Source organism: Ottowia sp. VDI28, from assembly GCF_049532675.1.
Lineage (GTDB): Bacteria > Pseudomonadota > Gammaproteobacteria > Burkholderiales > Burkholderiaceae_C > Ottowia.
Map to the genome: position 1 here is coordinate 4,861,444 of NZ_CP149820.1, position 21,514 is coordinate 4,882,957.

The window sequence follows — 21,514 nt, forward strand, 5'->3', positions numbered from 1 at the left end:
GGTTACCTCTTGTCCAGCAGCGCCGCGGCCTTGGCAGCCACCTCGCCCGGATAGAGCGCCGCCCAGTCCAGTGGTTTGCGATAGGAGAGCTTGCCAGCCTGGCGAAAAAACGCCTCCTGCGCCTGAACGGAGGTCAGATCAATAGCGCCGGATCTGTCGATCGTCGGCAACCCGATACGATTCAAGACAGATGCGTCGATCTTCATGTACTTGAGCATCAGCGCCTGCGTGGCGGCATCTTCCCAACCGCCATCCTGCAGGTGGCGCACCGCGCGCAAATAGCCGGCGAGCATGCGCACCACCACATCCTGCTTGGCCTTGAGGAAATCGGCATTGACGAGAATAAAGCCCACCTCCGTGCCACGCGCATAGTCACCGGGCAACAGCTTGGCAATATTTTTCTGTTCGAACATCGTGGCGAAAGGCTCGAACACCACCCCCGCGTCGATAGCGCCATTCGCGAATGCTTGGCCGAAAGTAGGTACCGTGAGATGAATGACCTGCACGTCAGGCAATCCCAGCCCGCCTGCCTTCAAGACCTGGGCGGCGAAATACTCTGTGAAAGCCCCCGCACCAAGCACGCCTACGCGCTTGCCCTTGAGCGAGGACACGGTAGTTCCAGCCTGGGCCATCGCAGGGGACAACATGAAATGTACGGATGAGCGGCCCTTGGTGGGCACGCGCGCCAGGTCCGCCACCACCACCACCCCGGAGCCCGCTGCGGCAGCATTGAACACGCCTGCGCTCCAACTGGCCCCGCCAGCCGTCACGAGGCCACCGGCCACCATCGGCACGGTTTCGGCGGTGGCATCCTTGGGCAGCAGTTCTACATTGATATTGAAATCATCGAAGTAGCCTTTCTCCTTCGCCACGAAAAATGGCGCGTAGTCCGTGACCGGCAGATAGAGCAGCGAGACCTTATCCTTGTTCTGCGCCATGGCTGGCAGCCCAAGGGTGCTCGTGGCGGCGCCCAGCATGAAATGCCGCCGCAGGATGCTGGTGGAGGAGGTCATACCGGACTCCGCTTCAGATCCTGCCGAATTGGGGGTGATCGAACACCGGGATGCGAATACCCCAGGGCGCCATGTTTTGCCGGATCTCCCCAACACTTTCTATCAGTGCCGCCAGTTCGCGCTCCGGCGTGGCGCCGCCCAAACCAGCCTCCGCGGTGATGTTGTTGGCATCGATCAACGGTTGCGTATGCTCGTTTGGCAGCATCCAGATGCAGTGAAAACCCTTGAGTTCTGAGTTTTCCATGACATCGACCGCGATGCGCTCCATCTCGGCGATCAACTCCGGCGTGAAATTCTTGACCCGATGCGCCATGTAGCGCCAGCCAAACTGGATATGGCGCGTTTCGTCCTTCAGGATCAGACGTACCAGCTCCTTGGCCACAGGATCGGTCGCGCTGCGGCGGCGCTCTTCGAACATCTTCGCGGCAATGGTCTCGCCGATGCAGATATGGGCGATCACGAACGCTTCGAACGAAATATCGGGATTCAGTACCTTGTCGCGTATACCGCGATGGCTCGTGCTCTTGGGAGCCTGCTTGGGCGGTGCGCTCAGATAGCCCCCCAGTTTCTCCGCGAAAAGGTAGGACGCCATGCAGTGGCGCGTTTCCTCCAGCGTCTGGACCGACCAAAAGAGCTTGGCATCGATTTCACGATCCGCCTCCATGATGAGGCGCAACAGAACGGCAGGACTTTCCGCGGTACCGGTGTATTCGGTCCAGGCGCGCCGGCTCCAGTACAGACGCGCAGCGTCGAGCTGCTCTCGGCTGTACTTGCTGGCATCGAATTGATCCCATGGAATGGCCGTATTCGGGTCCCAGGCATGCTTGTTCGCCTTGTCCCACAGTTCGCGGATATCCGGAAGGGCTGGCTTGAGCTCCAGAGGAAACCGCTTTTCCTCGAAGTCCAGGACACTGCGGGGGCGGGACTCGGCCATGACAGCGCTCATCAGTGGTCTCCTTTCGTTTATGTGAGCACAAGTATTGGCCGCCGCTATGATTCCCGCAAGAACATAATTCTTCATAGCGATAACGAAAGGTTTTCATTAAATTGAACCTCCGACACATCCGCTGTTTCATTGCCGTGGCAGACACGGGGAGCATTCGCGGCGCGGCGCGTAAGCTCGGCATCACACAGCCGGCCGTCACCAAGGCGGTCCAACAATTGGAATCCTCCCTGGGCACGCCGCTGTTGATGCGAAGCGTCAGCGGCACAGTACTCACCTCCTACGGCGTGGCCTTCCTCGCACGCGCACGATTGGTAGATGGCGAACTGGGGCGCGCACGCGAGGAACTCACGCAACTTACCGGACAGTTCACGGGTTCCGTTGCGATCGGACTTGAACCCACGGTTGCCGAGTTGATAGCGCCGCAGGTGATCTCCGAATTTCAAGCGCGGCGGCCAAACATCACCGTGCGCATCGTCGGTGGCTTACCCACATCGACCTTACAACGCGTCTGTGATGGCAGCCTGGATTTCGTGGTCGGATCAAGGCCCGTAAGCGGTGTTCCGGCTGTCATCGACTCTTGGCCGCTCTATTCGATGAGCTTCGCGATCGCAGTACGCAGACGCCACCCGCTCGCGCGCGCAAAATCTCTCATGGAATTCGCGCATGCACAGTGGATCCTCACCCGCTCGGCCGCCAGCCCCGACGGCCCTCTTGCGCGCGCGTTCGCCGATCTTGACCTTGAGCCGCCACACTGCCGCCTGCTGTCGGATTCCCTGGTGGCTACGCAGAGTATCGTGGCCGCGACCGACTGCGTCAGCCTCATGTCGCTGAGATCGGTCACTCAAGGGATCATGCGGCAACAATTGGTGACGGTAGAAGTACCGCAGTTGAATATCGTAAGTTCCGAAGAGCTTTTCTTCAGGCGCGATGCCCCGTTGCCTCCTGCTGCTCTCGAGCTTGCGACAGCGCTGCGCGAGAGTGTGCAAGCATCCAAGGCTCTGTAGCGCAGGTTGCGGCCACAGGCAACACCCCTCACACGCTCCAAGCCCTGCTGATCAACCCCCGAAACCAACGCAAGGCCGGATCATCCTCCAGGTGCTGATGCCAATAGAGCCTGTATTCGATGGGCGGAACATCAAAAGGCAATGCGTAGCGCTTCAGGGTTTTGTACAGCGCACCGCCCTCCATCAACCGTACGGGCAGCGTCAGCAGCAAATCCTGATGCGTGGCCAAATCCCTGGCGGCCGCATGCGACTGAACGCGCACAGTCACGTCCCGGTGCAAACCCGCACGCTCAAGCGCCGCATCCTCAATGGTCAAGCCGGAGCGCCGGGAGCTGACTGCCACATGCGGATGGTCCAGATACTCTTGCAGCGTGATACCCTCTCCCCGCACCGCCGGGTGGCCGGCTCGTGCCACCACACATAGCTGATCAGCCCCGGGCAAGCGCTCCTGCATCAGCCCATCCCTGACACGCACAGGCGTGTCCAGTGCGCAATCAAGCGCGCCCGTAGCCAGTTCGTCGGCCAGACGCGCCCTGTCAAGAGGCAGGCAATGAAGCCTCGATCGCGGTGACGCCAGCAACAAGCGCTCATACAGCCTGGGTAGAGCGATAGTCTCCAGTGAATCACGTATGCCCAAGCGAAATACTCTCGGCATGCTCCCGGGATCGTACCCGCGCGCACCCGCCAGGGTGGATTGCAGACTGGTCAGCGCGGCATTCACAGGCCCCATGACTTGGCGCGTGAACGGTGTCGGCACTATGGCTGAGCCGTGCCTGACGAACAATTGATCGCCCAATGCAGCGCGGAGCCTGCGCAGCGAATGGCTGATGGCCGGTTGCGTGACGTGCAAGCGCTCGCTGGCGCGCGTCATGCTGCCTTCCTGGAACACGGCTTGAAGTACCACCAGGAGATTCAGATCCAGGCGTTCTATATGAATAGTACTCATGTATGAGCATTTATAAAATTCAGTTGAATAATGTACAAGACCCTCTTACGCTGATGCCTTTCCCAAGTCACGAAAGCAAGCGTCTTGAACACACTTTCCCTGCCGCCAGGCCAGCAAGTGCTGGTCACCGAGTTCGCCGACGATCCTGTCAGCGCGATCGAGCAGCATCTCCGATTGGTGGAGCAAGCCCCTCCTGATCTGGCCCAGCTCAAGCCGGACGAAATTCTGGTGCGCATCCGCAGTGCCGCCGTGGCCTGGGTCGATCTCCTGATGACCAGCGGGCAATATCAGCACATGCCCGAGCCCCCTTACACCCCGGGCATGGAATACAGCGGCGACGTGCTGGCGGTAGGCAGCGATGTCGCTCCCAGCCAAATCGCTGTAGGCGATCGCGTATTCGCTGATTTCATGCAAGTGGGGCCTCGCTCCTACGACGGTTATCAGAAGGCCAGTGGCTATGCGACCTACGCCGTGTTGCCCGCACATGCCGCGTTTCGCATCCCCGACGGGTTCTCATACGATGAGGCCTGCAATCTGCTGGGCAACTACGAAACGGCCTATCACTGCCTGATTACACGAGGGCAAGTCCAGGCGGGTGAAACCGTGCTGATCACGGGCGCTTCCGGCTCGACAGGCATGGCTGCGGTACAAGTGGCCAAACTGCTGGGTGCCACAGTCATTGCGACGGGGCGTTCCGATGAAAAGCTCGCCCTGGTTCGTGACATGGGTGCCGATCACGTCGTGAATACGCGTGCCGAAGAAGGCAATGGCGTGCGGCGGTTCAGGGATGAGATCAAAGCCCTTACGGGCGGCCGCGGTGTCGATGTCGTGTACGACACTGTCGGCGGGGACACCTCTCTGGAATGCCTTCGCGCCATGGCCTTTGGCGGCCGGCTTCTCATCGTGGGCTGGACGTCCACCCCAGATGTTGCACGCGGCAAAGGCCAGCGCGGCGCCCCAAACGCCAACCAGTTGCCCACCAACATCATTCAGATGAAGAGCTTGACCATCATGGGCAGTCCAGCCGTCATCGCCGTCAAGCAAAATCCATCGCTGCGGCCCCCACGGGTAGCCCAGATACTCCAGTGGGTCACCGAGGGGCGGATCCGTCCGCATATCTCGCACCGTTTTCCCCTGCCAGCGTTTCGAGAGGCCATGCTTGCACGTTGGCGGGGCGATGTGCTGGGCGGTTGCGTCCTCCATCCGTGAAGCCTCCGCAAGAGCGCATCCAAGGGGCTATGACGGTCCGGAGGATTGCGCCACCTCCATCAAGGCATCGATCACCTGTTGCATTCCAACGGACAATTCCAGCCTGGAGTGCCTGAGCACGCCCAGCGGCGCAAAGATATCGGCCAACCGGACCGGAAGAATGGCCAAGGCGCCACGGGCTTCGTGGTACCTGGCAATCCCCATCGGCAAGATGGAAAGATGATCGCTGTGATCCATCAGCATCAGGTTGGTCATGGCCGAAGCGGATTCGATGTAGGAATCCACGGGGATGCCCTCTCTCCGGATCAACAGATCCAGCGCCTTGCGCACAGGACTCCCGGAAGGCGGCAGTATCCAGGGGTACTGGGTCAGGTGTGCCCAAGTGCATTTTTTCCTGCCCGCCAAAGGGTGTGAACAAGAAGTCACCACGCACATGGGCTCCTGGCGCAGCGGAATACAGATCAGCTCCGAATGAGCCGAGAAATCTTCGAGCCTGGCCACCACGAGGTCGATCTGACGAGTCTGCAGCTGAGGCATCAGTGTTTCCAGGGATCCCTCCCGGACCACCAGGGACACTTCGGCCGCCCTCTTGCGCAATGCCAGCAAAGCCTGAGGCACCAGGAACGCCGCGGAAGAGGAATTGGTGCCCAGCACCACGCGTTCACGGCCCGCATCGGCTTCAGCCATGCAGTCCGCGCCAAGCCGATCCAGATCGCCCAGGATCCAGCGCGCGTGGCGAATCAATGTCTGTCCATAGGGCGTTGCAAAGGTGCCCTTGGGTGTACGCGTGAACAGGGCGGCCCCCATCAGCGCCTCCAGCTCCGCCAGCATCTTGGATACCGCCGGCTGCGTGGTCGCCAGCCTGCGTGCCGTCTCCCCCACGTGATGGGTTTCTTCCAGATCAACTACCAGCTTGAGATGGCGCAAGCGCAATCGTCCGCGCAAATACCAGTTCTCTCTCAATCCGGGAGGGCTTTTGCCAGTCACGCTCATATCGTTTTTGCAATGTCATTGGCCAATATCGTGATTAGACAGCAATGGCCCCCATTCCTACCATCGGGGCTTGGACATTGAAAAAAGAGACAAACCACTATGAAGCCTCGTCGAACATGGCTGATGGCCGCGTGCTGCCTGTGCTCCCTCGCATCCGGACCTGCGATGGCTGCCGATGCCTATCCGGACCGCCCTGTCACCATCGTCGTCCCCTCAGTGGCTGGCGGCGCAGCCGATGCGGTGGCCCGCACCGTGGCGCAGGGCCTGTCCAAGCGGCTTGATGCTACCGTGGTGGTAGACAACAAGCCCGGCGCCGGCTCGACACTGGGCGCATCGCATGTCGCCAAATCGAAGCCTGACGGCTATACGCTACTCCTCGGCATCGACGCCACGTTTGCTTCCGCGCCTTATCTGATGCCGGTCCAGCCGTTCCGGCCAGTGGAAGATTTTCAGCCGATCGGCACCTTGGCCGTGTTTCCCTATGTCCTGGTGGCCTCGCCCTCGGCCCCTTTCCAATCGGCAGCCCAACTGGTGGAGATGGCACGAGCTCAACCCGGTCAATATACCTACGCCTCAGGAGGTGAGGGATCGATCCACCATCTCATCATGGATGCATTCCAGAAGAGCGCACAGATCCAGCTCCGGCATGTCCCCTACAAGGCGGCACCCCAGGGATTCATCGACATGATGGGCGGTCATGTGGATCTGATGTTCATTGCTCCTGGCACCGGAGCCGGTCCCATCAAATCCAACAAGATCAAGGGCTTGGCGCAAAGCGGCTCCAAAGTGCTTGCCGACCTGCCGGAGATCCCGCTGCTCAAGGACAGCCCCATTTCTCGCAACTTCGTCTTCGAGTCGTGGTTCGGCCTGTTCGCCAGAAAGGGCACACCTGCAGAGGTCATCCAACGGCTTGATCGCGCGCTATCGGAAGTCATGAACTCCGCCGAAGTCAAGAACCAGTTAACGGCCCAGGGTATCACTCCACGCTTCGAGCCGGCCACAGCGCTCGCCAAGCGCGTGGAAGACGATACCCGCCGCTTCGCACCAGTGGTCAGCCAACTCCGGAAACAAAGCGATCAGGATACCCAGAGATGAAGCGGCCCAACATCCTCTTCATTACCACCGACCAGCATCGCGGCGACTGCTTCGGCTTCGCGGGACGCAGGGTCAAGACACCACACCTGGATCTGCTGGCACAGTCGGGAACGCGCTTTTCCGCCTGCATCACGCCGAATATTGTTTGCCAGCCTTCTCGCGCGTCCATTCTCACAGGCCTATTGCCTTTGACCCATGGCGTCTGCGACAACGGGATCGATCTGGACACCACCACAGGAGAAGCCGGCTTCGCTGGCAGCCTGGCAGCCAGCGGCTACCACACCGGATTTGTGGGCAAAGCGCACTTTTCAACCCACCATACTTTCGCCAAAACCGGCCGCCCGGAATGCCAGTTCAGCGAGCCCGATTACGGCGCCGGCTGGTACGGCCCGTACATGGGTTTCGAGCATGTGGAACTCGTCGTCGAAGGGCATAACTATTGGCTTCCCACCCCTCTTCCGGGGGGCCTGCACCATTCCCGCTGGCACTATGGCGACGGGCTCGGGGAACTCCGCAACGAACTCTACAAGAAGGATCTCGGACCACCCACCGGCGCCCCGCAGACCTTCTTCTCCGCGCTGCCCGTTGCCTGGCACAACTCCACCTGGGTCGGTGACCGCGCCATCGACTTCCTTGAGCGCCATGGCAGAAAGCCCGGCACACCTGAGCCTGGTACATCTGCTCAGGAACCCTTTTGCCTGTGGGTTTCGTTCCCGGACCCCCACCACCCGTTCGATTGCCCCGAACCCTGGTCCAGGCTCCACCATCCGGACGAGGTGGATCTGCCCGAACATAGAACCACCGATTTCGAACGGCGGCCGTGGTGGCATCGGGCCAGCATGGAAACCCGGCCGCAAGGCAGCGCGGAAGTACAGGCTGTACGGCAGAACTTCTCCCGGATGCCGACACCGGACGACAAGCAACTGAGACACATTACCGCCAACTACTTCGGCATGATCTCCCTCGTCGACCACCAGGTCGGGCGCATTCTCGATGCCCTGCGCCTGCAGGGACTGGATGAAGAAACGCTGGTGGTTTTCACCTCGGATCACGGCGATTGGCTCGGCGACCATGGCCTGATGCTCAAAGGCCCGATGGCGTATGAAGGGGTTCTGAATGTCGGGCTCATTGTCCGCGGGCCTGGTGTTCAGGCCGGCGTGTCCGTCAGAGAGCCTGTGTCCACGCTGGATCTGGCAGCCACGTTCTACGACTATGCCAAGGCTTCAGCGCTGGCCCCTGTACATGGGCGTAGCCTGCGGCCCCTGTTGGAAAGCAGCCGACACACGCGCGATAGCGCCTTGAGCGAATGGAATGTCGCGGCCTCCAGATGCGGGGTGGAGCTGCAGCTGAGAACCGTGCGTACACGCGACTGGAAGTTGACACTGGAGGCGCATTCCGGTGCGGGCGAAATGTACAAGCTCAGCGATGATCCGACGGAAATGGACAATCTGTACGATGACCCAGGCTACGCGGCCGTCCGCAAAGAGCTTCTCGACATAATTGCCTCACGCCCTCGCGACCAGCTTCAGCAGCCATTGCAACCTTCCGGCATTGCATAGCCCTCCAGCCGGGGCGGAGGGATTCCTCTACCCCTACCGCGCCCTGGCAACCCGCGCTGCAGAAAACAATCCAATCGCAGGAGCCATGGCGAAAACCGCGAACAACCACATCGCGGTGGCTGAGGTGCCCGGCACCCCGCCTGGATCTATCAAGCCCGCCATGTTCGCCACCATACCTGCCAGGGCGGCTCCAAGCGCGGTCGCAAACAACTGAACAGTGGTGATGGCAGCGGAAGCGAGACCTTGCTCGTCCGCGGGAGCGACTTGCAGCACGCGTGTCAGCAGATGGGGCCAGCCGATACCAACGCCCGCACCGGCCACCAGCAGCGCCACGCAGATCGGCGCGAGCGTCTGCCATGTACCGATGCTCGTACCTGGAACAAGAACTGCCAGCGACGCCATGCCGGCGAGAACCACTGCCGGTGCCAAGCGGATATTGCGCCCCACGCGATGCCCCTGCACCCCCGAACTCCAGATGGAGCCCATCGTCCATCCTGCCCCCATCAACGCAGCCAGATAGCCCGCCATGAGTGGCTGCTGCGCATGCAGAACCTGAAGAAACAATGGCACGAATATTTCGCTGCCGGTCACCGTGACGGCCAGCATCATCATCGACAGGAATACGGGGCCGAGGGCGGCATTGAGGCTGAATGACCCTCTGGGCAAAAGCCTCTGCTTCGCGGTGCGCTCCACCCCCATCAAGACAAAAAGAAGCAGCAGGGCTGCGGCTACACCCGCCAGGTTCGACAAAGGATCGGGCGCGATACTCCCCACTGAAACCGCCGCCACGGCCAGACTCAGCAAAAAGAGTTGCGCCACAGGCAGGGCCGGCCGCTTGCCGCGCGCACCATCCGCCTCCCGATCACGTTTGGGCAGCACGCCGAAAGCCAGCAGCGCAAAGAGTGCGATCACCGGCACCATCGTCCAGAATGCCGCACGCCAATGGCCGAGCTCGGCAAAGACACCACCTACGGCGGGCCCCACCAGCGTGGCCACGCCCCACATGCCCGAAACAAGCGCCATAGCTCGGGGCCACAGAGACTCCGGAAAAACCAGTCTGATCATCGAATAGGAGAGGGCTACCAGCAGTCCGCCGCCAAGCCCCTGAATGAACCGCCCCGCCAACATCATGGGCATCGTCAGTGCCAACGCGCATGCGACCGTGCCAAGACCGAAGACGAATGCTGCCACCACATATGCGAGACGCGGCCCGGAGGTCTCGAGCAACCTCACGGACGTGGCCGACCCCACGATGGAGGCCACCACAAAAAGCGTCGTGTTCCATGCATAGTAATCAAGACCACCAATATCGGCTACTACCGAAGGCAGGATGGTGGTGACCAGATAGACGTTGACGGCATGAAGGCCCACGCCTCCCGCCAGTGCAATGGACCTAATGCTGTTGCGGCCGCCGAGCAGCGCGCCCCAGCCTGTTTGAAGCTGTGACATTTTTCGTGTGGCCCTGTCCTTCATGAAAAGAACGCCAGGCGGGAAATCGAAGGAGAAAGAACTGGAGAAGCGCGCACTATACGGGTTGCCCCGCCCCCCACCCCAGCGCCTTGTACAAAGCCACTACGTGAAGATATGAAGCGGTTTCGGCTTGCGCGATCCGCTGCTTCGTCTGGAACAGCGCCCGCTGGTTTTCCAGCACGGCTTGATAGCGTCCGGTGCCCACACGGTAGCGCTTTTCGGCAATCTCGAACGCAGCCTGCGCGTGACGAGCGGACTTCAGCAGAAATGCCAGATGGCGCTGATGCCCGATCAGTTCCGTAACGGCATTTTCAACATCTTCCTGCGCGCGCAACAAAGTCTGTTCATAACCCGCGAAAGCGCCTTGTGAGATTGCTTCCGCCCCGCGCAGCCGCGCACGGGCATTGCCCAGGCGCAACCCCGGCCAACTCAGGCCTGGCGCCAATTCAAAAGCACGCGAAGCAGCGCTGCCAAGATCGCCACCGCGCAATGCAAAGAAGCCAATGAAACCTCCCAGATTCAAGCGGGGATACAAATCGGCAGTGGCGGCCCCCACATTTTCCACGCTCGCCGCCAGCAAGCGCTCGGCCCGCACCACGTCAGGCCACCGCCGAATCAAGCGGTCCGCGTCGCCCACCGGCAGTTGCAATGCCTGCGGCGCGGCTGAAAGCGCGGCTGGACCTGCCAAACCTTGACCAGGGCGCTGGCCTGCCAGCACATCCAGGCGATAGTGTGCTTTCTGCAAGGCTGCGGTCAATGGCGGAATCGCAGCCTCGCTATGCAACAGGTTGGTCCGCGCGTTCTCGACCTCTTCAGGTAGACCCGCACCGGCCCGCAAGGCCGCTTCGGCCAGAGAGACTGTTTCGCGCCAGCTATCAGCCTCCTGCTCCGCCACTTCGAGCTGCCGCTGCATCCCCTGCGCCTCGAACCAGACTCGCGCCACTTCCGCTGCCACGCTCAAGCGCGCCAGTTCCAGCTCCGCCTGACTGGCTTCGGCATAGGCCATGGCGGAATGGCTCAGCCGATCGAGGCGGCCAAAGAGGTCGATTTCCCACTGCACATCGAAACCGGCTTGCCATGACTCGGAAAGGGTTCGCACAGGCGGGCCTCCACCGTCCGGCTGTTGGCTGAGGCTGCGTGTGTAACCCGCGGTAGACGTGACACCGGGCAGGCGATCGAGCTGGCGTTCATCGAAGATGGCGCGCGCGGCCAGCAGGTTGGCACGGGCGCGCCGGATATCGTGGTTGTGTGCAAGCGCAGCATCCACCCACTGCGTAAGGCCCTCGTCTTTGAAAAAACCCACCACCGCGCCGGCATTGCCTCAAACGAGCCGACGGTTGGCAACACCACCTCCACTGGCGGGCTGGCCAGCACGATGGGCGGTGTTTCCGGCTCTATATATCTCGGACCCACTGCGCAACCAGAAACCACAAAGGCTGCCGGCCATATCCATGCGTATCGCAACTGTCTTCCCATGGTGCTCCCTTTCATAGCGCGGCGGCGCCTTCAGTGTTTCCGACCTCCGCCAACGCCCGGGCACGGGCTGTTTGAACACGATGATCGCGTGCCAACCAGCTGTAGACCGTGGGTAACACGAACAAAGTAAACAGCGTGCCAACCACCATGCCGCAGGCAATCACCGTCCCCAAGCCAAAACGGCTGTTGGCTCCCGCACCGCTGGCAAATAGCAGAGGCATCACACCGAAGACCATCGCACCAGTGGTCATCAGCACCGGGCGCAGGCGGATTTGTGCCGCCTTCATGATGGCCTCGCCTCTGCCCAGTCCTTCATGCAACTGCAACTCGTTGGCAAACTCGACCATCAAGATGCCGTGCTTGCTGATCAGCCCGATCAGCGTCACCAACCCGATCTGCGTGTAGATATTCAGCGTGGCCCACCCGAGCGCCAGCGGCAGCAGCGCCCCGCATAGCGACAGAGGCACCGTGATCAAGATGATGAGTGGATCGATCAAGCTCTCATACTGCGCGGCCAGCACGAGATAGATCACAGCCAGCGCAGCCAGGAAGGCGAAAACCAGCGCATTGCCTTCCTGCACATATTGACGCGATTCCGATTGCCAGTCGTGGCTGAAGCCTGGCGGCAAATCCGTCACGGCCTTTTCCAGAAAGCCGATGGCCTGCCCGAGTGAGACACCCGCCGCGGGAATGGCCTGCAGGGTGGCCGAGTTCTGCTGGTTAAACTGGTTCAACCGATTGGGCTCGACCTGCATATCCAGACGCACCACTGAGGACAGCGGCACCAAAGCTCCATCGCCAGTACGTACGTACTGCCGAGCCAGCGCCAGTGGTGTCAGCCTCTGATCGGGCGTGCTTTGCGGAATGACGTCGTACGAGCGCCCCAACAGCCCAAAGCGATTGACATAGTTCTCGCCCACCAGCACACCGAGAGAATCACCAATGTCCCGCATCGCGATCCCCAGGCTACCCGCCTTGGCTCGGTCGATTGACACCTGTACGACGGGGCTGTTGTATTCGAGGTCGCTGTCCACCACCACAAACAGCCCGCTCTTGCGCGCCTTGGCTTTCAACTCTTCCATCGCCCCATACAGCTGCGGATAGTCTTGCGCGCTACGCAGGACGAGTTGCACCGGCAAGCCGCCGCTGCCCCCTGGCAGCGGCGCCATCTGGAACACGAAGATGCTGCTGCCTTCGATCTCGCCCACGGCCCTTTGCAGTTCCGCCACGATCTCATGCTCCTTGCGGCCGCGCTGGCTCCAATCAGACAGGTCAATGCCGCCAAAACTCGCCGCTGGGCCATCAGTGCCATTGATGATCCAGGTGCTCGTGGTTTCCGGTATGGCCGCCATGATGCGATGCAGATCTCCAGCAAATCGCTCGGCGTAGCCGAGATTGGCATATTGCGGCGATTTCACGGCGGTCAATACCGACGCCTGGTCTTCCGGCGGCGCCAATTCACGCTGCGGCAGTTGGTAGAGCAATGGCAGACTGACGCACACGAGCAGCGCGAAACTACCGCTCAACCAGCGATGCCTCAGCGAGAAATCCAGCACCTTTCCGTAACGGCGGGTCAAACCGCCGAAAAAGTGCTCCGCGAGCCGCGCCATGCGCCCCTCCTGCTGCTCCGAAACAAGCAGCAACGAGCTCATCACCGGCGAGAGTGTCAGCGCCACCAGTCCGGAAACCACGACCGCGCCGGCCAAAGTCAAGGCGAACTCACGGAATAGTGCCCCCGTCAGGCCACCCATCAAACCAATGGGCGCATACACGGCAGCCAACGTCAGAGTCATGGCCACCACCGGCCCGGCGATCTCGCGTGCCCCTCTCAATGCGGCCGCTACTGGGGTCTTGCCTTCCTCAATATGGCGGTGCACGTTTTCCACGACCACGATAGCGTCATCCACCACCAATCCGATCGCCAGCACCATCGCCAACAGCGTGAGCAGATTGATGCTGAAGCCGAAAGCCAGCATCAAGCCCGCCGCACCCAGCATGGACAAGGGAATCGCCACCACAGGAATCGCGACGGCGCGAAGTGAGCCCAGGCACAACCAGATCACCAGCACCACGATCAGCACCGCTTCAACCAGGGTGCGCATGACTTCGTCGATCGAGGCCTCGATGAAGCGGGCACGCTCATAACCCAAGTCGGCCTTCACTCCTGGCGGCAAGGTTTTTCTGATCTCCGGCAACAGCTTGCGAATGCCCTCCACGATGACAAGCGGATTGCCCTTGGGCGTGGGGTAGACAGACAGATAGACTGCCGGTTCTCCATTCATGAGCCCGCTTGTCTGGGTGGCTGCAGCGGCCAACTCCACGGTGCCGACATCACGCACGCGCACCAAGCCATTGCCGTCGCTTCGGATGACGAGCTCCCGGAATTCCTCCACGCTGGTGAGATCTGAATTGACCCGCACGTTGGAAACTACATACTGTCCGCGCACCTGGCCCGGCGCGGCCTGGTAGTTGTTGTTACGCACTGCTTCGGCCACATCGGTGGCCGTCAGACCTCGCCCTGCCAAGCGCTCCGCATCGAGCCAGAGGCGCATGGCCAGGCGCTGGCCGCCATCCGCCTGTATCTTCGCCACGCCATCAATGCCGGACAGCACGGGCTCGACCGTGCGGGACAGATAGTCTGTCAGCTCGGGCGTGGACAAACTCCCCGTGGAAAAGCCCACGTAAGCCACCGCGGTCGAATCGCCGGCAGAAAGCTCGACCACAGGGTCATAGGCACGCTCTGGAAGTCTATAGCGCACCTGGTTGACTTTGGCCATGGTTTCGGTCAACGCTTGGGTCGAGTTACGGTTCAACTCCATGCGCAGTGTCACGAGGCTGCGGCCCTGCATGGAGGAAGACGAAAGATAGTCAACCCCTTCCACCGAAGAGACGGCCTGTGCGATGGGCTGGGTCACAAACCCTTGCATCAATTCAGCCGACGCGCCGGGATATTCGGTACTGACCGTGATGGTGGATGTCTCCAATGCAGGGTATTGCCGGATCGGCAGCTTACCCAGCGCGAACAGTCCCAGCAGAACGATCAGGCTGCTGACCACCAGCGCCAGCACCGGGCGGCGCACGAACAGATCAGTGAATTTCATGAGCTTTGGCCTTCCCTTTGGCCTTCCTTCTGACCGTCGGCAGGCCATGTATCGCGCAGAGAGTCATGCATCTTGGCCTCCACTTGCATGCCATCGCTCAGCTTGATCTGGCCAGAAACCACGACCTTCTCGCCCTCCTTGAGGCCGGATTCGATCTCTACCCGTCCCTGCCACCGTTCTCCCGTCTTGACAGATACTCGCTTGACAGTCAATGCGTCCTGTTCGCTCTTCTGCGCGACGAACACCGTCTGCCCATAGGCCGTGTAGGTCACAGCCGTTTCCGGCACGGTCAGCACGGGGGAAGGCGTCTGCGGCCGTACCTGAATGGCAGCAAACATGCCGGCTTTCAACGCCCCCCCGGCGTTGGACAAATGGGCCTGTACCTGCACCGTGCGGGACTTGCCGATCATCGGATCGATCGCCGCCACCTTGGCTTTGAAAACCTTCTCCGGCCATGCATCCACACGGACGTCGACAGGCTGATCCACGCGCAGATGGCTCACGGCCTGTTCAGTCAGGGAGAAGTTCACATTCAGGGTGCTCGCGTCGACCAGGCTGGCAATGGCGTCTCCCGCCTGCAGGTACTGTCCCTCATGAACGCGGCGGATCCCTGCGGCACCGTGGAAAGGCGCACGAACGGCTTTCTGGGCGATCACTGCCTTGATACGCCTCAGTTCGCTTGAAGCCATATCGTATGAAGCCTGAGCGTTGTCGAGTTCCTCCCGCGTCGCTACCTTCTCTTCCTGCAACTGGCGCGTACGGGCCAGCACAGTCTCTGCTCGGCGCAACTGGGCTTCCAGTCGCTGTTGTTCAGCCAGTTCAGGCGCATCGTTGATCTGCACCAGCACATCGCCCTTGGCCACTCGCTGCCCGGATACAAAGGCTATGCGCGTCACGCGCCCGGCAGTCTCCGAAGCCAGCTCCACCTGCCGAATAGCCTCCAGTTCGCCCACGCCATGAAAGGCGCGCTCCGCGTCCGTGCGCTCTACTACGGCCAGCGCCACCTTGGTGGCCGGCCAGCCACCACCTTCGCCCTCCCCTGCCGAGGTACACGCGGCCAATGCCGCCACACAGGCCACCACCGCGGTGCCAATGGATTTGCGCATACGCATTCACTCCTGAAGATGTGCCAGGGCAACGAAAACTGCCTGGTCTTGAGTTGTAGGGTGATTGGCAACTGGGGTTGCCAGATTCAATGCAGCGCACTATAAAACCTCAAGTTAACTTGAGGTCAACGAGAAAGGTTATTGGATATGACAACGAAACAACAGGTGGACTTCTCCCGATTGATGACGGTAGGAGAGGTCTCTCATCGGGCGGGCGTCCCCGTCTCCACCCTCCATTTCTATGAGTCGAAAGGCTTGATCGCCAGCATGCGCAGCGAAGGCAATCAACGGCGTTTCCCGTCGACGGTGCTGCGCTATATCGCCATCATCAAGGTAGCGCAGCGCACCGGCATTCCCTTGGAAGAGATCAAGGAAGCTATAGGCCGGTATCCCCCAGGCAGCAAACTGACCGCCGCCCAATGGCGGGCACTTTCATCACGCTGGCGCGAGAGCCTGGACGAGCGGATCAGGAAACTGACCAGGCTGCGCGATGAACTGAACGGCTGCATCGGCTGTGGCTGCCTCTCCATGAAAGACTGTCCGCTGCGCAATCCTCAGGATATCTTGGGTGAGGAAGGTCCGGGAGCCAGGCTTCTGGAGCGAGCGTAATACGTAGGATGCAGCCTGCCGCTCAACGCCGTCCTTGCGCGGTTTTCCCGCACGCCAGCGCCGCCGCTGCGAGCATGATCGCTGGCAGGCCGTAAAGCCATGATGCCGGCAAGACAGGCAGCAGCACGCCCGCGGTCAGAGGCCCCAGCCCGGCGCCGATATCCCGCCACACCGAACGCGCAGCCAGTGCCCGTACCCGATCGGGACCGGGATGACGGTGCGCCACAATAGGCGGCAAGAGGGGAAGCTGCAGCGCCCGCAACACCACGATCGCGGCCGCGCAAGTCCATAACCAGCCGAGGCCAAAGCCGATCAGCGCCAACGCCGTCAACAGCGAAAGCACCACCAGCAGTTGCTCCGCGCCCCAACGATCGGCCATGCGCCCGCCGAGCGGGCTGAGTGTGATCTCCGCGCCGTAGCGAAGTGCCATGAGCACCCCAGCCATCACCACGGCACCACCCGGCCACACATCCTTGCCCAGCACCGACAGCCCGATGATGAAAAGCCCGTCCAGCGCGAAGCCCTCGAGGAAAGACCAGGTGTCCAGCGCATTCGGAAGCCTGGGTCCTCTGCGCTGGGTGGAAATGCCCAGGTGCGGCTTGCATGGCAAGCGCCTCGCGGCCAACAGACCGCACAAGGCCACCAGGGCTAGCACGACAAAGATCCAGCGCGGGCCGGCGGCCTCGCTTAGCACCGCGGCGGCAGGCAACGCCAGCATCGGCCCCAGCGCGATGAACGCCTGAGCGCGGCCGGAACGCGCTGCAGCCCCTGCTGGCAGCGACGTGGCCAACACCTGCGTGGAGAGATTCAAGGCAGCGAAAGACAAGCCCCAGAGTAGCCGGAGCGGCAGCAAGGCCCAGAAGCCCGTCAGCGTAGCGCAGCCCAACGCACAGACAGCAGCCGCGCTCACGGCCAACGTACATGTCAAGCGGTCTCCATGGCGGGCATAGAAGCGCGCCACCCATCCATAGCCGGCAATACGTACCAAACGGTTGGCCGCAAGCAAAATTCCCGCTTCGGCCAGCGAGATGCCAAAGGCTTCGCCATACATCGGCAAGAGCAGGTACAGCACGACATCAGACGGTAGCGCGGCAGCCAAAGCCATCGCGACATTCCGGGAATCGCGGTTCGCGGTTTCATGGAGGCTGGCGTCCTGGGTATGGGTATCGGCCTGTACGGGCTCCCTGATCGAGGTCTGCATGGCGGAATCGTCCACTATCCGCATGCCGCCGGCAAACGATATTGCGGGTTGGATATGTGTGCGAAAATCTCACGTATGTCGCTTCGCCTGCCGCCTCTGAACGCCGTGCGCGCTTTCGTGGCTGCGGCACGCCACCAGAGCTTCACCAGGGCAGCCGCGGACCTCCACGTCACCCACAGCGCCGTGAGCCGGCAGATCAAGAGTCTGGAAGCATATCTTGGCGTGGCGCTGTTCGAGCGGCATGTCCGCCAGGTGATCCTGACAGTCGAGGGCCAGGCCTTTTACGCGCAAGCCGACGCCGGATTGCAGCAGATCGGCAACGCGGCGAAAGCCTTGATGGCGCGAGCCCCAGCCCGCTCGGTACGGATCAACGTGCGGCCGTCATTCGCCGTACGCTGGCTGATTCCACGCTTACCTGATTTCGTGGCCCAATATCCGGGCATCGAGCCCGAAGTCATGACCAGCACCGCCTCGCCGGAAAAAGCCTCCGAGAGCTTTGATGTCGCCATCCGGCGCGGGCTGCAGGGATGGCCGCCTTCGCTCCAGCTGCATCCCTACCTGAAGGACGAAGCTCTGGTGGTCGGCGCACCCGCCCTGTTCCGCGAGAAAGCCCATCGAGTAAAGTCCCCCCGCGACCTGGCGGAACAAGTTTTGCTCTGCGCCCGATCCCGCAAAGGCGATTGGGACGACTGGCTTCGCCAATCAGGTACCGCCCGCTTCAAGCCAGCGGGCCGCCTGCACCTCGATCATCTTCATCTGGTTCTGCAAGCCGCGGTGGACGGCCTGGGCCTCGCCATGGCGCCGCGCTCGCTGCTGGCTCACGATCTCCAGCAACGGCGGCTCATATCACTGCTGCCGCAGCACAGGCTTTCTCTGGACCGCTACTACTATGGCCTCGCACCCGATGCGCCGCCTGAAGTGCAGTTTTTCGTCAAATGGCTGGAAGACGTGCGACTGGCGGAAGAAGCCGCCCCTCACACCTGAAAAGCAAACATCAAAGCATGAACTCACCCACCCATCACGCTACAGCCACTCATCTTTCAACGGGAACGTCAATGGAAACCAACGCGTTTGCAGACGAACCGCCTGGAGTCCTGTTCGGGCTTCCCATGCGGATGGCTCAAACCATGGCCATCTCCGGAGAGGCCATCGGCGGCGATTTCGTCCGCCTGCGCATGCGGCATCAGGAGGATTACACCAATAGCCGGGGTGACGTGCATGGCGGAGCGATTGCCTCGCTCCTGGACTGCGCCCTGTCGGCCGCGGTCCGCGCGCACGATCCTGCGAATTTTGGGGTAGCCACGATCGATTTGACATTGCACTTCCTCTCCGCAGGCGGAGGCGATCTGATCGCATCCGCCCGGTGTGAACGACGCGGCCGCTCGATCAGCTTCGCGCGCGGGGAAGTCCACACCGAGGACGGTACGCTGGTCGCCATGGCGAGCGGAACCTTCAAGCTCATGGCGCGCCAGCCCGCCACACCAACCGTGTAAACCGCAAGTCCTATCCACCTACCAGCGCCAAGCGGCCCGGCAGTTTCCTGACCAGGTCATCCACCGCCAACCGGGTTTTCAGCGGCACATGGGCGCTGTAGGGGCACAGCGCGTTGATGACATACGACACGCTGGGCAGGCCGGGCAATACTTCGCGCAATTCGCCGCTTTCGAGGTGCCTGCACGCCAACAGGCCCGGGTCGCGGAACTCACGGTTTGAGGCGCCAAGATCAGCACTTCAACTTTTTATGCCGCTGGCGTTGCAGCAGCAATTGCTGCTGCACTTGCTTGAGGTCTACTCCCTTGGCGGCTCTCTCTTGTTCTTCAGCGCGTCCCATGCGGGCATCCAGTGAATAGCATTCCGCCATTTCCTCTGGGGTAAGGTTGTTGCGGTATCTCCGATGCCTGGTTGCCCGCTGATCTGGAGTTTCCCTAAAAACCGGCCTGAAGATATCGGCGGCCTGCTTATTCCATTCTTCGGCCCGTACCTCCGCTCCCTTGCTGCTCTTGCCCGACAGCTTGTCCAGCCCTCGTGTCGGCCTCACGTCCACCCGTTTGGCCCCCATGCACGGCTCATCAGAGTAGCTGATCTTCCCATTCATCTCACACCGATAGACCTGCGCCACCGCCGCGCTGCTCAGCAGCGTCAGGGCGATAACCATTGCGGCCCAATTTCTCATCCTCATTTACCCCCCATCCATTTCCCGAAATTGTCGCAAAATGTGTCTTCACTGAGAAGAGGCTTTGGAGGAAGGCAATGGCGAGACGAGGAAAGTCCAGCACGCTTGAAGATCTCATGGATCTGGTGGCCATGCTGCCTTGGTGGGCGGGTGTGGCATCGGCATTCGCCAGCTACTGGGTGCTACATGCCATTGCAACGCGCCCCTTGCCCATAGGGGGATCTACCCGGCAGGGAGACTTGCTCACGACCGTCATCTGGCAAGGCCTCGCTACCGGCGGTCAGTATTTACTGCCCCTGATCTGCCTCGCGGGCGCCGCCGTATCGGCGATGCGCCAAAAGCAGCGCCGCGCCCTGTTCGAAGCCGCCTCCACGAGCAAGAGCGCCGATGCGCTGCAGGGCATGACGTGGCAGCAGTTCGAGTTGCTGGTCGGGGAAGGATTCCGGCGGCGCGGGTACTCAGTCAAGGAAGTCGGCGGCGGTGGAGCTGATGGCGGCGTGGACTTGGTGCTGACCAAGGCTGGCGAGAAATCATTCGTGCAATGCAAGCAATGGAAAGCCTACAGAGTGGGCGTGCCCATCGTACGAGAGCTGTATGGCGTAATGGCCGCGCACGGCGCCGCGGGAGGTTTCATCGTGACCTCCGGGCGCTTCACGAAAGAGGCCGCCGCATTCGCCAGTGGACGCAACATCCGCCTTGTCGACGGAGAGGCGCTCATGCAGCTTCTGCGCGAAGCCCGCAAACAAAAAACCGAAGTAGGCGCCTCATCTTCCCGTGAACCTGCACCCCTAGTCACAACGGCATCGAGCCCCCCGCGAGCAACCGTCGGCACGGATCAAATGGCAAAGCCGACGATACCGCTCGAACCAAGCTGCCCGATATGCGGCAAACCTATGGTACAGCGTGTTGCGAAGCGCGGGCCCCTAGCTGGAAAACCATTCTGGGGATGCTCTTATTTTTCTGGTGGATGCCGCGGCAAGCGCGAGATCGAGGGCACCTGACTGCAGTATCAGTCTCGAGACCAAGGACAATGACAAAGTCGAGCACTGCAATTGCCCCCTCAACTTATGGACAAGAATACTTGACGATCGACGTGCAGTACGCCAGAGGAGAAATCCATGAGCAACCCAAGCCGGAGCAGCCGTCAGAATGCCAGACTGACGGCCATCGTGATCGGGGCTATCGCGGCCGTCTTCAGCGCTGGTGTCGTGTCATGGGTTACACCAGATGGCAATCTCGTCGTCACATTGGTGCCAGCCCTGGCAGTCGGTCTAGTTGCATACGGCGTTGCGTCATGGTTTTTCCGTCGTAGCCGATCTAAGTAATGAGCCGCCATCGGACAGAAGAACCAACACCGCCTAAAGTACACGCGTTGAGATCTGCATGCCTCCGTATCGAATTGGTGCCAAGTTAGATTTGACCAAAAAGAGACGGATCATCGCGACCACAGACTATTTGACTGCTTCAGGCTGGGAGCGGTCGGTCAACCTTGGTCACCCGATGACCGCTGTCGCCGAAACCTGACGTTTGGCCGACGTGAACCGCGAGGGACCCCGATTGACCGAAAGCGGCTAACCCCTGAGGGCTCGGCGAATTGAACTGCGGCAGCAGTG

General features: G+C 61.2%; 19 protein-coding genes. 8 read left to right on the plus strand and 11 right to left on the minus strand.

Annotated elements, in window-relative coordinates; genetic code table 11:
• Positions 1-2 precede the first annotated feature (2 nt).
• Both WJU18_RS23155 and WJU18_RS23160 read right to left on the minus strand, forming a co-directional pair.
• Complete coding sequence (locus WJU18_RS23155; protein ID WP_423455916.1) at positions 3-1,013, minus strand: ABC transporter substrate-binding protein; 1,011 nt, start codon at positions 1,011-1,013, stop codon at positions 3-5.
• 13 nt (positions 1,014-1,026) lie between these two features.
• Entirely contained in the window at positions 1,027-1,959 is a 933-nt protein-coding gene (locus WJU18_RS23160) for a hypothetical protein (RefSeq protein ID WP_423455918.1), read from the minus strand.
• Positions 1,960-2,060: 101 nt separating this feature from the next.
• On the opposite strand from WJU18_RS23160, the gene WJU18_RS23165 reads away from it, so the two are divergent.
• Positions 2,061-2,963, plus strand: coding sequence for a LysR family transcriptional regulator (locus tag WJU18_RS23165; protein WP_423455919.1), 903 nt, complete (start codon positions 2,061-2,063; stop codon positions 2,961-2,963).
• A 28-nt stretch (positions 2,964-2,991) separates the two neighbouring features.
• Here the strand turns inward: WJU18_RS23165 and WJU18_RS23170 are convergent, their stop codons facing one another.
• Complete coding sequence (locus tag WJU18_RS23170; RefSeq protein WP_423455920.1) at positions 2,992-3,909, minus strand: LysR family transcriptional regulator; 918 nt, start codon at positions 3,907-3,909, stop codon at positions 2,992-2,994.
• An 84-nt stretch (positions 3,910-3,993) separates the two neighbouring features.
• On the opposite strand from WJU18_RS23170, the gene WJU18_RS23175 reads away from it, so the two are divergent.
• Complete coding sequence (locus tag WJU18_RS23175) at positions 3,994-5,118, plus strand: NADPH:quinone oxidoreductase family protein (protein WP_423455921.1); 1,125 nt, start codon at positions 3,994-3,996, stop codon at positions 5,116-5,118.
• 27 nt (positions 5,119-5,145) lie between these two features.
• Here the strand turns inward: WJU18_RS23175 and WJU18_RS23180 are convergent, their stop codons facing one another.
• Positions 5,146-6,105 carry a LysR family transcriptional regulator gene (locus WJU18_RS23180; RefSeq protein ID WP_423455923.1) on the minus strand — a complete coding sequence of 320 codons (960 nt, stop codon included), beginning with the start codon at positions 6,103-6,105 and terminating at the stop codon, positions 5,146-5,148.
• Positions 6,106-6,210: 105 nt separating this feature from the next.
• Here WJU18_RS23180 and WJU18_RS23185 point away from each other — a divergent pair, with 105 nt between their 5' ends.
• Together WJU18_RS23185 and WJU18_RS23190 are read left to right on the plus strand one after the other, a co-directional pair.
• Positions 6,211-7,206, plus strand: a complete 996-nt coding sequence (locus WJU18_RS23185) for a Bug family tripartite tricarboxylate transporter substrate binding protein (RefSeq protein WP_423455925.1) — start codon at positions 6,211-6,213, stop codon at positions 7,204-7,206.
• Entirely contained in the window at positions 7,203-8,765 is a 1,563-nt protein-coding gene (locus WJU18_RS23190) for a sulfatase-like hydrolase/transferase (RefSeq protein WP_423455927.1), read from the plus strand. The genes WJU18_RS23185 and WJU18_RS23190 overlap by 4 nt, the downstream gene beginning before the upstream one ends.
• A gap of 33 nt (positions 8,766-8,798) precedes the next feature.
• On the opposite strand, the gene WJU18_RS23195 is transcribed toward WJU18_RS23190, so the two are convergent.
• The 4 genes from WJU18_RS23195 to WJU18_RS23210 form a co-directional block, all read right to left on the minus strand.
• Entirely contained in the window at positions 8,799-10,214 is a 1,416-nt protein-coding gene (locus WJU18_RS23195; protein WP_423455928.1) for an MFS transporter, read from the minus strand.
• Between the two features lie 76 nt (positions 10,215-10,290).
• Complete coding sequence (locus tag WJU18_RS23200) at positions 10,291-11,538, minus strand: efflux transporter outer membrane subunit (protein WP_423455929.1); 1,248 nt, start codon at positions 11,536-11,538, stop codon at positions 10,291-10,293.
• A gap of 184 nt (positions 11,539-11,722) precedes the next feature.
• On the minus strand, positions 11,723-14,812 hold the full coding sequence (locus WJU18_RS23205; RefSeq protein WP_423455931.1) for a MexW/MexI family multidrug efflux RND transporter permease subunit: 3,090 nt from the start codon (positions 14,810-14,812) through the stop codon (positions 11,723-11,725).
• On the minus strand, positions 14,809-15,918 hold the full coding sequence (locus tag WJU18_RS23210) for an efflux RND transporter periplasmic adaptor subunit (protein ID WP_423455933.1): 1,110 nt from the start codon (positions 15,916-15,918) through the stop codon (positions 14,809-14,811). Before WJU18_RS23210 ends, WJU18_RS23205 begins: the two co-directional genes overlap by 4 nt.
• A gap of 147 nt (positions 15,919-16,065) precedes the next feature.
• Between WJU18_RS23210 and soxR the strand changes: the two genes are divergently transcribed.
• Entirely contained in the window at positions 16,066-16,527 is a 462-nt protein-coding gene (soxR, locus tag WJU18_RS23215) for a redox-sensitive transcriptional activator SoxR (protein ID WP_423455934.1), read from the plus strand.
• Between the two features lie 22 nt (positions 16,528-16,549).
• Here the strand turns inward: soxR and WJU18_RS23220 are convergent, their stop codons facing one another.
• The gene (locus WJU18_RS23220) at positions 16,550-17,632 is read right to left on the minus strand and encodes an MFS transporter (protein WP_423461078.1); all 1,083 of its coding nucleotides are present in this window, start codon (positions 17,630-17,632) and stop codon (positions 16,550-16,552) included.
• 171 nt (positions 17,633-17,803) lie between these two features.
• Here WJU18_RS23220 and WJU18_RS23225 point away from each other — a divergent pair, with 171 nt between their 5' ends.
• Both WJU18_RS23225 and WJU18_RS23230 read left to right on the plus strand, forming a co-directional pair.
• Positions 17,804-18,712 carry a LysR substrate-binding domain-containing protein gene (locus WJU18_RS23225; protein ID WP_423455935.1) on the plus strand — a complete coding sequence of 303 codons (909 nt, stop codon included), beginning with the start codon at positions 17,804-17,806 and terminating at the stop codon, positions 18,710-18,712.
• Positions 18,713-18,783: 71 nt separating this feature from the next.
• Positions 18,784-19,221 (plus strand): PaaI family thioesterase, encoded by a 438-nt coding sequence (locus WJU18_RS23230; RefSeq protein ID WP_423461079.1) that lies wholly within the window; start codon positions 18,784-18,786, stop codon positions 19,219-19,221.
• Positions 19,222-19,231: 10 nt separating this feature from the next.
• On the opposite strand, the gene WJU18_RS23235 is transcribed toward WJU18_RS23230, so the two are convergent.
• Together WJU18_RS23235 and WJU18_RS23240 are read right to left on the minus strand one after the other, a co-directional pair.
• On the minus strand, positions 19,232-19,381 hold the full coding sequence (locus tag WJU18_RS23235; protein ID WP_423455936.1) for a hypothetical protein: 150 nt from the start codon (positions 19,379-19,381) through the stop codon (positions 19,232-19,234).
• A 70-nt stretch (positions 19,382-19,451) separates the two neighbouring features.
• On the minus strand, positions 19,452-19,883 hold the full coding sequence (locus WJU18_RS23240; protein WP_423455938.1) for a DUF4124 domain-containing protein: 432 nt from the start codon (positions 19,881-19,883) through the stop codon (positions 19,452-19,454).
• A 95-nt stretch (positions 19,884-19,978) separates the two neighbouring features.
• Here WJU18_RS23240 and WJU18_RS23245 point away from each other — a divergent pair, with 95 nt between their 5' ends.
• Positions 19,979-20,902: a restriction endonuclease gene (locus tag WJU18_RS23245; protein ID WP_423455940.1), complete on the plus strand. Its 924-nt coding sequence runs from the start codon at positions 19,979-19,981 to the stop codon at positions 20,900-20,902.
• Positions 20,903-21,514 lie beyond the last annotated feature (612 nt).

Excerpts from the sequence above, each read along its gene's own strand:
- WJU18_RS23155 (WP_423455916.1), bottom strand. The coding sequence starts at position 1,013 with ATGACCTCCTCCACCAGCATCCTGCGGCGGCATTTCATGCTGGGCGCC.
- WJU18_RS23160 (WP_423455918.1), bottom strand. The coding sequence starts at position 1,959 with ATGAGCGCTGTCATGGCCGAGTCCCGCCCCCGCAGTGTCCTGGACTTC.
- WJU18_RS23170 (WP_423455920.1), bottom strand. The coding sequence starts at position 3,909 with ATGAGTACTATTCATATAGAACGCCTGGATCTGAATCTCCTGGTGGTA.
- WJU18_RS23185 (WP_423455925.1), top strand. The coding sequence starts at position 6,211 with ATGAAGCCTCGTCGAACATGGCTGATGGCCGCGTGCTGCCTGTGCTCC.
- WJU18_RS23190 (WP_423455927.1), top strand. The coding sequence starts at position 7,203 with ATGAAGCGGCCCAACATCCTCTTCATTACCACCGACCAGCATCGCGGC.
- WJU18_RS23195 (WP_423455928.1), bottom strand. The coding sequence starts at position 10,214 with ATGTCACAGCTTCAAACAGGCTGGGGCGCGCTGCTCGGCGGCCGCAAC.
- WJU18_RS23205 (WP_423455931.1), bottom strand. The coding sequence starts at position 14,812 with ATGAAATTCACTGATCTGTTCGTGCGCCGCCCGGTGCTGGCGCTGGTG.
- WJU18_RS23210 (WP_423455933.1), bottom strand. The coding sequence starts at position 15,918 with ATGCGCAAATCCATTGGCACCGCGGTGGTGGCCTGTGTGGCGGCATTG.
- soxR (WP_423455934.1), top strand. The coding sequence starts at position 16,066 with ATGACAACGAAACAACAGGTGGACTTCTCCCGATTGATGACGGTAGGA.
- WJU18_RS23220 (WP_423461078.1), bottom strand. The coding sequence starts at position 17,632 with ATGGCTTTGGCTGCCGCGCTACCGTCTGATGTCGTGCTGTACCTGCTC.
- WJU18_RS23225 (WP_423455935.1), top strand. The coding sequence starts at position 17,804 with ATGTCGCTTCGCCTGCCGCCTCTGAACGCCGTGCGCGCTTTCGTGGCT.
- WJU18_RS23230 (WP_423461079.1), top strand. The coding sequence starts at position 18,784 with ATGGAAACCAACGCGTTTGCAGACGAACCGCCTGGAGTCCTGTTCGGG.
- WJU18_RS23240 (WP_423455938.1), bottom strand. The coding sequence starts at position 19,883 with ATGGTTATCGCCCTGACGCTGCTGAGCAGCGCGGCGGTGGCGCAGGTC.
- WJU18_RS23245 (WP_423455940.1), top strand. The coding sequence starts at position 19,979 with ATGGCGAGACGAGGAAAGTCCAGCACGCTTGAAGATCTCATGGATCTG.